The organism is Streptomyces sp. NPDC091281 (genome assembly GCF_044757425.1).
In the GTDB taxonomy this organism is placed as follows: Bacteria; Actinomycetota; Actinomycetes; order Streptomycetales; family Streptomycetaceae; genus Streptomyces.
This window is the reverse complement of sequence record NZ_JBIVUY010000004.1, coordinates 463,038-475,283: the sequence shown is the minus strand read 5'-3', so window position 1 is coordinate 475,283 and position 12,246 is coordinate 463,038. Positions and strand designations below refer to the sequence as shown.

Sequence of the window (12,246 nt, the reverse complement as noted above, 5' to 3'; positions counted from 1 at the left end):
GTTTCGCCCTCCTGCGGGACGTCGCGGCAGGTGAGAGGCGTCGGGCCGTACAACCTTTTCCGGCCATGGCGCATCTGATCACGCGAGCCCTCAGGCTCATCACGACGTGGGCCCGCCGTCGGCGTACTCCGCCCGGCGCGGCCCCCTCCTCACTGGGGACACACATGCGCATACGAGCCACCGTGGCCGCCGTCACCGGCGCCCTGGCCCTGTCCGCACTGGCCGTACCGGCGGCGACCGCCGCCGACGGCCCGCCGAGCAAGACGGACCTGCTCCAGGCCGGTCCCGCCTTCGGCTCCGGCAAGACGCCGTTCACCGGTTCCACCGACGCGCCGTACCCGCTGAACGTGTCGTTCAGCTCCGTGAAGATCAACAGCGGCAAGCCGATCGTGGTCGGCACCACCGCCAAGAAGTCCGTCCCGGTCACCTTCCGCCTGAACCACCCGGCGGACTACAACCCGAAGGCCGCGGACGCCCTGTTCGACCTGGTGATCTACCGCGGCTCCGTGGACCGCCCGGAGAACGTCCTCCTCGGCGACGAGTGGCCGGTCTGCTCCACCGTCTCCGCCACGGTCGCCTCCTGCAAGGCCGCGATCGACATCTACCCCGGCGACGGCGAGCTGCTCAACTCCGACGCCACCACCTTCAAGGCGCTCGGCTACGCCTACGACTTCAACGGCCAGGACGTCGAGGGCCCCATCGAGGACATCGACTGGAGCAAGGTCGGCTACGTCCAGCAGGACCGCCTCACCACCACCAGGCTCCAGCGCCTGTCCAAGCTGACGGTCAACGCGAGCCCCGAGCCGGTCAGGAAGGGCAAGACCCTCACCGTCACGGGCAAGCTCTCCCGCGCCAACTGGGAGAAGAACGTCTACGCCGGATACGCGGGCCAGTCGGTGAAGCTGCAGTTCCGTAAGAAGGGCAGCAGCACCTACACCACCGTCAAGACGGTGAAGACCAGCTCCACGGGCACCCTCAGGACCACGGTCAAGGCCTCCCAGGACGGCTACTACCGCTACGCCTTCACGGGCACGTCGACCACCCCGGCCGTCAGCGCCGCCGGTGACTTCGTCGACGTGAGGTGACCCGACCGGGCCACCCCTCCCGCACACCCACCCCCTCCACCCACAGGAACACACCCATGCGCATACGCGCCCTCGTGATCGCCGCCGCCTCCGGCGCGGTCGCCGTCTCCGCCCTCGCCGTCCCGGCCGCGCAGGCCGCGCCGACCGCCGCGCCCGCCGTCACCTTCTCCGGCGTCTCGGTCAACGGCGGCAAGGCCGTCGTGGTCGGCCCGACCACCAAGGTGACCGTCAAGGTCACCTACACGATCAAGAAGCCCGCGAGCCTCAACATCAACAAGGTCGCGCACGGCCCGGTCCTCTACCGCGGCGCCACGCTCAGCGAGACCTCGCCGTCGATCTTCGGCGACGAGGCGGGCACCTGCACCGCGTCCTCCTCGACCGTGCTCAAGTGCAGCGCGAAGCTCCAGTTCCGCCCCAAGTCGGCCGGTGACTTCGACGACCTCGACAACGGCCAGGCCGGTGCCTGGAAGGTCGGCGCGCTCGCCATCGCCACCGACGCTTCCAGCGCGGACGACATCAAGTGGGCCGGCAACCTCGGCACCGCGAAGGTCCTGCGGCAGGGCAAGCTGACCACCGACGCGACGCCGGAGCCGGTGAAGAAGGGCAAGACCCTCACCGTCACGGGCAAGCTGTCGCGCGCGAACTGGGACAGCAACGCGTACGCCGGGTACGCGGGCCAGTCGGTGAAGCTGCAGTTCCGTAAGAAGGGCAGCAGCACCTACACGACCGTCAAGACGGTCAAGACGGGGTCGACGGGCAACCTGAAGACCACGGTCAAGGCGTCCGCGGACGGCTACTACCGCTACTCCTTCGCGGGCACCTCGACGACCGCCCCGGTCAGCGCCGCCGCCGACTTCGTCGACGTGAAGTAAGCCGCGCCCCACGCACCACCCCCGCACCACATGCGCGCCACGCGCCGGGCACCACGCGCCGGGCGCCGGGAAGGCCCCCTCCCCAGACGGAGGGGGCCTTCCCACATCCGCACTTCTCGTATTTTTTCGTGATCCTCTGCAACTGCGGGCGCCCCTCACGCATCTCTGTTGATGAGTCAACGGACTCCCAAGAACGCACCAAGACCGCACCATGACCACATCGTTTTGTATGGGGGAAACACACATGCGCATCCGCGCTCTCGTGATCGCCGCCGCCTCCGGCGCTCTCGCCGTCTCCGCTCTCGCCGTCCCGGCCGCGCAGGCCGCTCCGTCCGGGCCCGCCGTCACCTTCTCCGACTTCAAGCTGAACGGCGGCAAGAGCGTCGTCGTCGGCACGACGGGCAAGGTCACCGCGACCGCCACGTTCACCCTGAAGAAGCCGGCCTCCCTGGACCCGCGCACCCTCGCGGTCGTGCCGTTCCTCTACCGGGGCACCAACGTCGGCGAGGGCGCGGACGACATGCTGGGTGTCGACGACGTCGCCAAGTGCACCACCGCCTCGTCGACGGTCCTCAAGTGCACCGGGAAGATCCCCTTCTACCCGAAGCACGCCGAGGAGTACATCGACCTCTCCAACGACCGCGCGGGCACCTGGAAGCTCGGCGCCGTCGCGGCCACCGACGACGGCGGCCCCACCTGGAAGGGCAACCTCGGCACCGCCAAGGTCCTGCGGCAGGGCAAGCTCACGGTGAACGCGACGCCGGAGCCGGTGAAGAAGGGCAAGACCCTCACCGTCACGGGCAAGCTCTCCCGCGCCAACTGGGACAGCAACGCGTACGCCGGATACGCGGGGCAGTCGGTGAAGCTCCAGTTCCGTAAGAAGGGCAGCAGCACCTACACCACCGTCAAGACGGTCAAGACCAGCTCCACCGGCACCCTCAAGACCACGGTCAAGGCGTCCGCGGACGGCTACTACCGCTACTCCTTCGCGGGCACCGGCACCACCGCCCCGGTCAGCGCCGCCGCCGACTTCGTCGACGTGAAGTAGTCCGCACCGGGAGACCGGGCCCGCCGCCTCAGGCGGCCGGTGCGCGGCGGTCGACCAGCCTCCACAGGAGCTCCAGGACGGCCGCCGCCACCACGGCGATACCCACCGCGATCCACGGCATCGTCATCCCGACCAGCTTCAGCGCGAAGAAGTCCTGGAGCCACGGCACCACCAGCACCAGCACGAACGCCCCGCCCATCGCCGCCACCAGCAGCACCCGCCACCACGTGTACGGGCGGGCGATGATGGCCAGCACCCACATCGAGATCAGGAACAGCGTCAGCGTCGCCGCGCTCGTCTCCGCCTCCAGCGCCCCGTCCCCGGTGTAGTGGTGCCGCGCGACCAGATACGTCACGAACGTCGCCGCCCCCGCCAGCACACCGCCGGGGATCGAGTACCGCATCACCCGCCGCACGAAGTGCGGTTGCGCCCGCTCCTTGTTCGGGGCCAGGGCCAGGAAGAACGCGGGCACCCCGATGGTGAGCGTCGACAGCAGCGTCAGATGGCGCGGCAGGAACGGGTACTCCACCTGCCAGCACACCACCAGCAGCGCCAGCAGCACCGAGTACACCGTCTTCACGAGGAACAGCGTCGCCACCCGCGTGATGTTCCCGATGACCCGGCGGCCCTCCGCCACCACCGACGGCAGCGTCGCGAAGCTGTTGTTCAGCAGCACGATCTGCGCCACCGCCCGCGTCGCCTCCGACCCCGAGCCCATCGCGACCCCGATGTCGGCGTCCTTCAGCGCCAGCACGTCGTTGACACCGTCGCCGGTCATCGCGACCGTGTGCCCCCGCGACTGGAGCGCCCCCACCATGTCCCGCTTCTGCTGCGGCGTGACCCGCCCGAACACCGTGCCCTCGTCCAGCGCCGCCGCCATCTCCTCCGGCGCGCCCGGCAGCCGCCGCGCGTCGACCGCCCGGCCGTCCAGCCCCAGCTTCGCGGCGACCGCGCCCACCGACACCGCGTTGTCGCCGGAGATGACCTTCGCGTGGACGTTCTGCTCGGCGAAGTACCGCAGCGTGTCCGCGGCGTCCGGCCGCAGCCGCTGCTCCAGCACCACCAGCGCCGCGGCCCGCGCCCCCCGCGCCGGATCGGCGTCGTCCAGCGGACGCCCGGCCCGCGCCAGCAGCAGCACCCGCAGCCCCTGCTCGTTCAGCCGCTCCGTCTCCGCGAGCGCCGGATCGTCGGCGCCCAGCAGCACATCGGGGGCGCCCAGCAGCCACGTACGCGCCTCGCCCCCGCCGGCCTTCCCGTTCTCCCCGGCCTCCTCGAACGCGGCCCCGCTGAACTTGCGGGCCGACGAGAACGGCAGCGCCGCCGTGCGCCGCCACGCCCCGGCGTCCGGGTAGGCGGCGGCGATCGCCTGGAGGGAGGCGTTGGGCCGCGGGTCGGACGCCCCGAGCGCGCCGAGCACCCGGTGCACGTACGCCGGGTCGCCGCCGTCCAGGACGCGGACCTCGGTGACGTCCATGCCGCCCTCGGTGAGCGTGCCCGTCTTGTCCAGGCAGACGGTGTCGACGCGGGCCAGGCCCTCGATGGCGGGCAGCTCCTGCACCAGGCACTGCTGGCGGCCCAGCCGCACCACGCCGATCGCGAAGGCGACCGAGGTCAGCAGGACGAGCCCCTCCGGGACCATCGGCACGATGCCGCCGACGGTGCGCGCCACGGAGTCCTTGAAGTCGTTCTCCTTCACCACCAGCTGGGTGATGACCAGCCCGATCGCGGCCGGGACCATCATCCACGTCACGTACTTGAGGATCGTGGAGATGCCGGTGCGCAGCTCGGACTGGACGAGGGTGAAGCGGGAGGCCTCCTCGGCGAGCTGGGCGGCGTAGGCCTCGCGGCCCACCTTCGTGGCGCGGAAGGCGCCGCCGCCGGCCACCACGAAGCTGCCCGACATCACTTCGTCGCCGGGATGCTTCACCACCGGGTCGGCCTCGCCGGTCAGCAGCGACTCGTCGATCTCCAGACCGTCCGCCTCGACGCACACCCCGTCGACCACGATCTTGTCGCCGGGCCCGATCTCGATCACGTCGTCCAGGACGAGCGCGGAGGTGCCGACCTCGACGGCCCGCCCGTCACGGCGGACCGTGGGCCGCGCCTCGCCGATCACTGCGAGCGAGTCCAGGGTCTTCTTCGCCCGCCACTCCTGGACGATGCCGATGCCGGTGTTGGCGAGGATGACGAACCCGAACAGGCTGTCCTGGATCGGCGCGACCCCCAGCATGATCACCCAGAGGACGCCGATGATCGCGTTGAACCGGGTGAAGACGTTCGCCCGGACGATCTCCCCGACCGACCGGCTGCTGCGCACGGGCACGTCGTTGACCTGACCGCGCGCCACCCGTTGCTCGACCTCGGCGGAGCTGAGTCCGGTCGCCGGGACGGCGGGGGCGGCGGCGTCGGTGTGGGTCATGCCCTCGACGGTACGTGCGGACCGCTGCCCGCACCCGCCGGAAGCCCCCAAGTTCCGACCTGCGGAGGACCCCGCTCGTGCCCAGGTACTACAGCCGCGGGCGTCGCCACCCGCCGGGGTCGGACGTCAGGCGGCCAGGTTCAGCTGCCAGGAGACGCCGAAGCGGTCGTTGACCCAGCCGAAGCGGGCGCTGAACCCGTAGGAGCCCAGCGGCATCAGCTCCTCGCCGCCCTCCGAGAGCGCCCCGTGGAGGCGTTCCAGCTCGGCGTCGGAGGCGCACTCGACGAAGAGGGAGACGGCCGGGGTGAACCCGAAGGCGTGCTCGACGTGGCTGTCGATGCACATGACGCGCTGACCGGCCAGCTCGAACGTGGCGCGCACGACCGAGCCGGGCGCGCCGGGCCCCTCGTCGCCGTAGCGGGAGACGTCCAGCACCCGCGCGTCGTCGAACAGGGACGTGTAGAAGGTCATCGCCTCCTCCGCCCGGCCCTCGAACATCAGGAACGGCGTGATCTTGTGGGACACAGCGGCCATGGTGCGGTCCTCCGGGGACTCGGACGGGGTCTGCGGGGGCGGGCAGGACGGCGGTCGTGACGGCGGTCGGTCCGGGGCGGGGAAGGGCCGTCAGCTCTCGGGTGCGCCGTCGGCGCGCTCCGCCGCCGCCCGCTTGAGGGCCGCGTCGCGGCCCCGGACGTACCAGATGCCGATCAGGCCGAGGCCGCCGCCCGCGAGGCAGGTCCACAGCCACCACAGGTGGCCGTGGTCGTCGAACCAGCCGTAGAACGGCAGCTGGACGAGGAAGAGGGCGAACCACAGGATCGTGCCGCCGGTGACGGTGGCGACCACCGGGCCCTCCAGGGGCTCCGGCGCCTCGTGCTGGGGGGGTCGCGTGAATCCCGAGAACTGGGGGGCCATACGGCACAGCTTACGAGCCACCCGCGCACCCCCGGGAGCCGCCCCGCGCCCCGCCCCCGTCCCCGCCCCACGCGGTCTACGCGCGGAGATGGCTTTGCGCGCGCTCATACGTTCATACTGAAACGGTTTCTCTCTGACCGTTTTTCTTCGTAGGAAGCACCAACCGGTCCCGTACGGCCGTGTCCGCGACGTCCGCTGGTGATGAGGTTCCGCATGTCCCCGTTGGCCCCCGCCAGGGTTCCCGCGCCCGAAGGACCGGGCGGCACGCCCGCGTACGGCGCCCTCGACCGCCACTTCCGCATCTCCGAGCGGGGCAGCACGCTCTCCCGCGAGGTGCGCGGCGGCTTCGCCACCTTCTTCGCGATGGCGTACATCATCGTGCTGAACCCGATCATCCTCGGCAGCGCCAAGGACATGTACGGGCATCAGCTCGACAACGGGCAGCTCGTCACCGCCACCTGTGTGACGGCCGCGTTCACCACGCTGCTGATGGGCGTGATCGGCAACGTGCCCATCGCGCTCGCCGCCGGTCTCGGCGTGAACTCCGTCGTCGCGCTCCAGCTCGCGCCCCGCATGTCCTGGCCGGACGCGATGGGCATGGTCGTCCTCGCCGGTCTCGTGGTGATGCTGCTGGTGGCGACCGGACTGCGCGAGCGGGTCATGAACGCGGTGCCGTTCGGGCTGCGCAAGGCGATCAGCATCGGTATCGGCCTGTTCATCATGCTGATCGGGCTGGTCGACTCGGGCTTCGTCAGCCGTATCCCGGACGCCGCGCACACCACCGTCCCGCTCCAGCTCGGCGGCGACGGCCACCTCACCGGCTGGCCGGTGCTGGTCTTCGTCCTCGGCGCGCTGCTGACGCTGGCGCTGATCGTCCGCAAGGTGCCCGGCGCGATCCTCATCTCGATCGTCGCCATGACCGCGCTGGCGCTGCTGATCAACGCGGTCGCCACCGTGCCGTCCTGGGGCCTGACCACCCCGGAGTGGCCCGGCAACCCGGTCGCCACCCCCGACTTCGGGCTGATCGGCGAGGTCAGCCTGTTCGGCGGGTTCGGCGAGGTCGGCGTGCTGACCGGTGTGCTGTTCGTGTTCACCGTGCTGCTGTCGTGCTTCTTCGACGCGATGGGCACGATCATGGGCGTCAGCGACGAGGCGAAGCTGACCGACGCCCAGGGGCAGATGCCCGGCATCAACAAGGTGCTGTTCGTGGACGGCCTCGCCGTCGCGGCGGGCGGCGCCTCCTCGTCCTCCGCCACCACCGCCTTCGTGGAGTCCACGGCCGGGGTCGGCGAGGGGGCCAGGACCGGTGTCGCCAACCTGGTCACCGGCGGCCTCTTCGCCGTCGCGCTGTTCCTCACCCCGGTCGCCACCATGGTCCCGTCGCAGGCGGCCACGCCCGCGCTGCTCGCGGTGGGCTTCCTGATCCTGGCCGGTTCGGTCAGGGAGATCGACTGGGCGGACCACACGATCGCGATCCCCGCCTTCGTGACGATGGTGATGATGCCGTTCACCTACTCGATCACCAACGGCATCGGCATGGGCTTCATCGCGTTCGCGGTGCTGCGGCTGGCCGCCGGGCGCGGCCGGGAGGTGCCGGTCCCGATGTACGTGGTCGCGGCGGTCTTCACGTTCTACTACCTGATGCCGGCGCTGGGCCTCACCTGAGGCCTGAGGTCCGGGGGCCGAGGGCGTCTCCCGGTCACCACCGGCGGCCGGAGGGTGTCCGTGTCCCGTGTCCCGTGTCCCGTGTCCTACGGGCTCAGGCGAGCCCGTAGAACTTCTCCGTCTCCTCCACGGCGGTCTGGAACCGCTCGTCGAAGTCGTCGCGGATGAGCGTCTGGATCACGTAGTCCTGGACGCTCATCCCTCGTTTGGCGGCGTGAACCCGCAGCCGTTCGAGCAGGTCGTGGTCTATTCGCAGGCTGAGCACGCTGGTCCCCATGGGACGAGGGTCGCGGCACGGTTCGGGGTCCGGGGAGCCCTTCCCCGCACGTATCACCCGTATGAGTGATTTACGGGCATGGTGGCGCGTCAGTGGCGCGTATCACGGGCATCTGCGCTCCCCCTGGTAGTCCTTAGCCAGAGTAATGAGTTAAGCTAAATACATGTCGGACCTTACCCATGGCACCCATGGCGACACCGAGGGCGCCCCGCAGGGCGACGCCCGCGACGGTGACCCGGACCCAGCGCGGCACGACGCCCGCGGCGACGACGACCTCGCCGCCGTGAACGCCCTGCGCTCGGCCGTGATGCGGCTGTCCCGCCGGCTCAAGCACCAGCGGGTCGACGAGTCGCTCAGCCCCACCGAGATGTCGGTGCTCGGCACCCTCTCCCTCTGCGGCAGCGCCACCCCCGGTGAGCTGGCCCGCAAGGAGCACGTCCAGCCCCCGTCGATGACCCGCATCGTCGCGCTGCTGGAGGCCAAGGGCCTGGTCCGTCTGGAGCCGCACCCCGAGGACCGGCGCCAGAAGGTGGTCAGCAGGACCGAGCAGGCCGAGGCCATGCTCGCGGAGAGCCGCGCCAAGCGGAACGCCTTCCTGACCGTCCTGGTCGACGGACTCGACGAGGACGAGTGGGCGACCCTGCGCGCCGCCGCCCCCGTCCTGGAGAAGCTCGCACACCTGTAGGCAGCCACGAGGAGGCGACCACTTTTGAGTACGGGACCCGGAGCAGACTCCGCCCCCGCACCGACCACCCGCGACGCGACCGCCGGTCCTCCCGGCGCAGCCCGCGGGTCCTCGATGTTCAGCTCCCTGAAGGTCAGGAACTACCGCCTGTTCTTCGTCGGCCAGGTCGTCTCCAACATCGGCACCTGGATGCAGCGCATCGCCCAGGACTGGCTGGTCCTGAGCCTGACCGGCTCCGCGACCGCCGTCGGCGTCACCACGGCCCTGCAGTTCCTGCCGATGCTCCTGTTCGGCCTCTACGGCGGGGTCCTCGTCGACCGGCTCCCCAAGCGCCGCGCGCTGCTCTTCACGCAGTCCGCGATGGGCCTGACCGGCGTCGCGCTCGCGCTGCTCACTCTCTCCGGACACGTCCAGGTCTGGCACGTCTACGTCGCCGCCTTCGCGGTCGGTCTGGCCACCGTGATCGACAACCCGGCCCGCCAGTCCTTCGTCTCCGAGATGGTCGGCCCCGACCAGCTCCAGAACGCGGTCAGCCTGAACTCCGCGAACTTCCAGTCCGCCCGGCTGGTCGGCCCGGCCGTCGCCGGACTGATGATCACCGGCGTCGGCACCGGCTGGGCGTTCCTCGCCAACGGCCTGTCCTTCGTCGCACCCCTCACCGGCCTGCTCCTGATGCGCTCCCGCGACCTGCACGCCGTGTCGCGCGCCCCGCGCGGCAAGGGCCAGCTCCGTGAGGGCCTGCGCTACGTCGCCGGACGGCCCGAGCTGATCTGGCCGATCGTGCTGGTCGGCTTCATCGGCACGTTCGGCTTCAACTTCCCCGTCTACCTCTCCGCGTTCGCCGACGACGTCTTCCACGCGGGCGCGGGCGCGTACAGCCTCTTCAACACGCTGATGGCGGTCGGCTCCCTGGCGGGCGCCCTGCTGGCGGCCCGGCGCGGCACCTCGCGGATGCGGGTGCTGATCGCGGGCGCGGTCGCCTTCGGCCTGGTGGAGCTGGTCGCCGCGGTGGCGCCCTCGCTGTGGCTGTTCGCGCTGCTGATGGCGCCGATCGGCATGTTCGGCATGACGGTCAACGTCACCGCGAACACCACCATCCAGATGGCCACCGACCCCGCCATGCGCGGCCGGGTCATGGCCCTCTACATGATGGTCTTCCTCGGCGGCTCCCCGATCGGCGCCCCCATCGCGGGCTGGATCACCGACGCGTACGGCGTCCGCGCGGGCCTCGCGGCGGGCGGCGCCGTCTCCGCCCTCGCCGCCGCCACCATCGGCCTCGTCCTGGCCCGCATGGGCGGCCTCCGCCTCTCCGTCGCCTGGCACGGCACCCGCCCCACCCTCCGCTTCGTCCCCCGCGACCCCCACCCCACGAGCACCGGTCTCACCCCGCCCCCGGAAACCCCGGACAGGCCGGAAACCCCGGAACGTGAGCTGACGAAGGCGGTCTGAGGGAGCGCGCGGCCCGCCCGCAGGAGGTCCGATCCCGGCACACTGACCCCATGAGACTCTTCGCCGCCGTGCTGCCCCCCAAGGATGTGGTCGCCGAACTCGTCGGGCGGGTGGGGGAGTTGCGGGCGGGGGTCGGGGACGTGGGTGGGGTGCGGTGGACCGGGTGGGAGGGGTGGCACTTCACGCTGGCGTTCTACGGGGAGGTGGACGACGGCGTCGTACCGGAGCTGTCGGCGCGGCTGGCGAAGGCCGCGCGGCGGAGTGCGCCGTTCCCGCTGGCGCTGCGCGGCGGGGGGCAGTTCGGGGCCGGGCGGGTGCTGTGGGCCGGGGCGGCCGGGGATCTGGCGGCGCTGCGGCTGCTGGCGGACCGGGCCGAGGCGGCGGCACGGAAGGCGGGCCTCGACACCGGGGAGCACCGCCGCTACCGCCCGCACCTGACGCTGGCCCGCAGCCGTACCGACACCGACCTCGGCGCGTACGCCGACGGGCTCGCCGGGTTCGCGGGCCGGGAGTGGACGGTGGGCGAGCTGGCGCTGGTGCGCAGCAGCCTGCCGGTGTCCGGGGTGCCGGGGGAGCGGCCCCGCTACGAGGCGGTCGGCCGCTGGGCGCTCGGCGGGGCCGGTTAGGCTCCACGGGTGGACCCGAAGACCAGGAACCGGATCATGGCCGGTGCGCTCGTGCTGATGTTCGTTCTGGTGGCGGTGGCGGCGGCGCTCGGAAACTAGCCGGGCCCCGCCGGGCGTACGGCGTGGGGGCGCCGCCCGTGACCCGGGCGCCGCCCCCTGCACTCACCGCTGGCGCTGTCGCCTCCGTCCGCCTACCAGGCGAAGGCCTCCGGCGAGGGCCCCGGGCCGGGGAAGATCTCGTCCAGGCCGGTCAGCACGTCCTCGCCCAGCTCCAGCTCGACCGCGCGGACGGCGGAGGCGAGCTGCTCGGCGGTGCGCGGGCCGACGATCGGGCCGGTCACGCCGGGCCGGGTGAGCAGCCAGGCCAGGGCCGCCTCGCCGGGCTCCAGGCCGTGCTTGTCGAGCAGGTCCTCGTACGCCTGGAGCTTGGCGCGGGCGGCCGGGTCGGCGAGGGTGTCGGCGGCGCGGCCCGAGGCGCGTCGGCCGCCCTCCGTCTCCTTCTTGATCACTCCGCCGAGCAGGCCGCCGTGCAGCGGCGACCAGGGGATGACGCCGAGGCCGTAGTCCTGCGCGGCCGGGATGACCTCCATCTCGGCGCGCCGCTCGTAGAGGTTGTAGAGGCACTGCTCGCTGACGAGGCCGATGGTGCCGCCGCGGCGGGCGGCGGTCTCGTTGGCCTGGGCGATCTTGTAGCCGGGGAAGTTGGAGGACCCGGCGTAGAGGATCTTGCCCTGCTGGACCAGGACGTCGATGGCCTGCCAGATCTCGTCGAACGAGGTGTCCCGGTCGATGTGGTGGAACTGGTACAGGTCGATGTGGTCGGTCTGGAGGCGCTTGAGCGACGCGTCGACCGCCCGCCGGATGTTGAGCGCGGACAGCTTGTCGTGGTTGGGCCACGCCTCGCCGTCGGCGCCCATGTTGCCGTACACCTTGGTGGCGAGGACGACCTTGTCGCGCCGCCCGCCGCCCTGCGCGAACCAGGTCCCGATGATCTCCTCGGTACGGCCCTTGTTCTCGCCCCAGCCGTACACGTTTGCGGTGTCGACGAAATTCAGCCCGGCATCCAGCGCCAGGTCCAGGATCGCGTGACTGGTGGGTTCGTCGGTCTGAGGTCCGAAGTTCATGGTGCCGAGGACGAGTCGGCTGACCTTGAGTCCAGTGCGTCCGAGCTGCGTGTACTCCATGGTCCTCAAGCCAACGCCTTC

12 protein-coding genes are annotated in these 12,246 nt (G+C 71.3%); 7 read left to right on the top strand and 5 right to left on the bottom strand.

Translation table 11 applies throughout. The features are described 5' to 3' along the window. Nucleotides 1-164 precede the first annotated feature (164 nt). The 3 genes from ACIQPQ_RS13695 (at nucleotide 165) to ACIQPQ_RS13685 (ending at nucleotide 3,005) form a co-directional block, all read left to right on the top strand. A complete protein-coding gene (locus ACIQPQ_RS13695) occupies nucleotides 165-1,085 on the top strand; it encodes a hypothetical protein (RefSeq protein WP_401303292.1) in 921 nt (306 codons plus the stop codon). Between the two features lie 56 nt (nucleotides 1,086-1,141). Then, nucleotides 1,142-1,957 carry a hypothetical protein gene (locus ACIQPQ_RS13690; protein ID WP_401303290.1) on the top strand — a complete coding sequence of 272 codons (816 nt, stop codon included), beginning with the start codon at nucleotides 1,142-1,144 and terminating at the stop codon, nucleotides 1,955-1,957. Between the two features lie 244 nt (nucleotides 1,958-2,201). Further along, a complete protein-coding gene (locus ACIQPQ_RS13685; RefSeq protein ID WP_401303288.1) occupies nucleotides 2,202-3,005 on the top strand; it encodes a hypothetical protein in 804 nt (267 codons plus the stop codon). A 28-nt stretch (nucleotides 3,006-3,033) separates the two neighbouring features. Here ACIQPQ_RS13685 and ACIQPQ_RS13680 read toward each other — a convergent pair whose 3' ends face one another. From ACIQPQ_RS13680 to ACIQPQ_RS13670, 3 genes are all read right to left on the bottom strand, one after another. After that, the gene (locus ACIQPQ_RS13680) at nucleotides 3,034-5,424 is read right to left on the bottom strand and encodes an HAD-IC family P-type ATPase (RefSeq protein WP_401303287.1); all 2,391 of its coding nucleotides are present in this window, start codon (nucleotides 5,422-5,424) and stop codon (nucleotides 3,034-3,036) included. A 126-nt stretch (nucleotides 5,425-5,550) separates the two neighbouring features. After that, the gene (locus ACIQPQ_RS13675) at nucleotides 5,551-5,958 is read right to left on the bottom strand and encodes a VOC family protein (protein WP_401303286.1); all 408 of its coding nucleotides are present in this window, start codon (nucleotides 5,956-5,958) and stop codon (nucleotides 5,551-5,553) included. A 90-nt stretch (nucleotides 5,959-6,048) separates the two neighbouring features. Next, complete coding sequence (locus tag ACIQPQ_RS13670; protein ID WP_383769223.1) at nucleotides 6,049-6,339, bottom strand: DUF2530 domain-containing protein; 291 nt, start codon at nucleotides 6,337-6,339, stop codon at nucleotides 6,049-6,051. A gap of 213 nt (nucleotides 6,340-6,552) precedes the next feature. Between ACIQPQ_RS13670 and ACIQPQ_RS13665 the strand changes: the two genes are divergently transcribed. Continuing rightward, nucleotides 6,553-8,004: an NCS2 family permease gene (locus ACIQPQ_RS13665; protein ID WP_401303284.1), complete on the top strand. Its 1,452-nt coding sequence runs from the start codon at nucleotides 6,553-6,555 to the stop codon at nucleotides 8,002-8,004. A 94-nt stretch (nucleotides 8,005-8,098) separates the two neighbouring features. Here ACIQPQ_RS13665 and ACIQPQ_RS13660 read toward each other — a convergent pair whose 3' ends face one another. Further along, nucleotides 8,099-8,281, bottom strand: coding sequence for a ribbon-helix-helix protein, CopG family (locus tag ACIQPQ_RS13660; RefSeq protein ID WP_383769228.1), 183 nt, complete (start codon nucleotides 8,279-8,281; stop codon nucleotides 8,099-8,101). 307 nt (nucleotides 8,282-8,588) lie between these two features. On the opposite strand from ACIQPQ_RS13660, the gene ACIQPQ_RS13655 reads away from it, so the two are divergent. The 3 genes from ACIQPQ_RS13655 to thpR are packed head-to-tail and all read left to right on the top strand — an operon-like array spanning nucleotide 8,589 to nucleotide 11,041. Continuing rightward, nucleotides 8,589-8,966 carry a MarR family winged helix-turn-helix transcriptional regulator gene (locus tag ACIQPQ_RS13655; protein ID WP_401303600.1) on the top strand — a complete coding sequence of 126 codons (378 nt, stop codon included), beginning with the start codon at nucleotides 8,589-8,591 and terminating at the stop codon, nucleotides 8,964-8,966. A 24-nt stretch (nucleotides 8,967-8,990) separates the two neighbouring features. Then, a complete protein-coding gene (locus ACIQPQ_RS13650) occupies nucleotides 8,991-10,415 on the top strand; it encodes an MFS transporter (protein ID WP_401303282.1) in 1,425 nt (474 codons plus the stop codon). A gap of 50 nt (nucleotides 10,416-10,465) precedes the next feature. After that, a complete protein-coding gene (thpR, locus tag ACIQPQ_RS13645; RefSeq protein WP_401303280.1) occupies nucleotides 10,466-11,041 on the top strand; it encodes an RNA 2',3'-cyclic phosphodiesterase in 576 nt (191 codons plus the stop codon). Between the two features lie 191 nt (nucleotides 11,042-11,232). Here the strand turns inward: thpR and ACIQPQ_RS13640 are convergent, their stop codons facing one another. After that, entirely contained in the window at nucleotides 11,233-12,225 is a 993-nt protein-coding gene (locus tag ACIQPQ_RS13640; protein WP_401303598.1) for an aldo/keto reductase, read from the bottom strand. Between the last annotated feature and the right edge of the window lie 21 nt (nucleotides 12,226-12,246).

What these genes read in the sequence shown, in the direction of transcription:
- ACIQPQ_RS13695 (WP_401303292.1), top strand. Translation starts at nt 165, where the DNA reads ATGCGCATACGAGCCACCGTGGCCGCCGTCACCGGCGCCCTGGCCCTG.
- ACIQPQ_RS13690 (WP_401303290.1), top strand. Translation starts at nt 1,142, where the DNA reads ATGCGCATACGCGCCCTCGTGATCGCCGCCGCCTCCGGCGCGGTCGCC.
- ACIQPQ_RS13685 (WP_401303288.1), top strand. Translation starts at nt 2,202, where the DNA reads ATGCGCATCCGCGCTCTCGTGATCGCCGCCGCCTCCGGCGCTCTCGCC.
- ACIQPQ_RS13680 (WP_401303287.1), bottom strand. Translation starts at nt 5,424, where the DNA reads ATGACCCACACCGACGCCGCCGCCCCCGCCGTCCCGGCGACCGGACTC.
- ACIQPQ_RS13675 (WP_401303286.1), bottom strand. Translation starts at nt 5,958, where the DNA reads ATGGCCGCTGTGTCCCACAAGATCACGCCGTTCCTGATGTTCGAGGGC.
- ACIQPQ_RS13670 (WP_383769223.1), bottom strand. Translation starts at nt 6,339, where the DNA reads ATGGCCCCCCAGTTCTCGGGATTCACGCGACCCCCCCAGCACGAGGCG.
- ACIQPQ_RS13665 (WP_401303284.1), top strand. Translation starts at nt 6,553, where the DNA reads ATGTCCCCGTTGGCCCCCGCCAGGGTTCCCGCGCCCGAAGGACCGGGC.
- ACIQPQ_RS13660 (WP_383769228.1), bottom strand. Translation starts at nt 8,281, where the DNA reads ATGGGGACCAGCGTGCTCAGCCTGCGAATAGACCACGACCTGCTCGAA.
- ACIQPQ_RS13655 (WP_401303600.1), top strand. Translation starts at nt 8,589, where the DNA reads ATGCGGCTGTCCCGCCGGCTCAAGCACCAGCGGGTCGACGAGTCGCTC.
- thpR (WP_401303280.1), top strand. Translation starts at nt 10,466, where the DNA reads ATGAGACTCTTCGCCGCCGTGCTGCCCCCCAAGGATGTGGTCGCCGAA.
- ACIQPQ_RS13640 (WP_401303598.1), bottom strand. Translation starts at nt 12,225, where the DNA reads ATGGAGTACACGCAGCTCGGACGCACTGGACTCAAGGTCAGCCGACTC.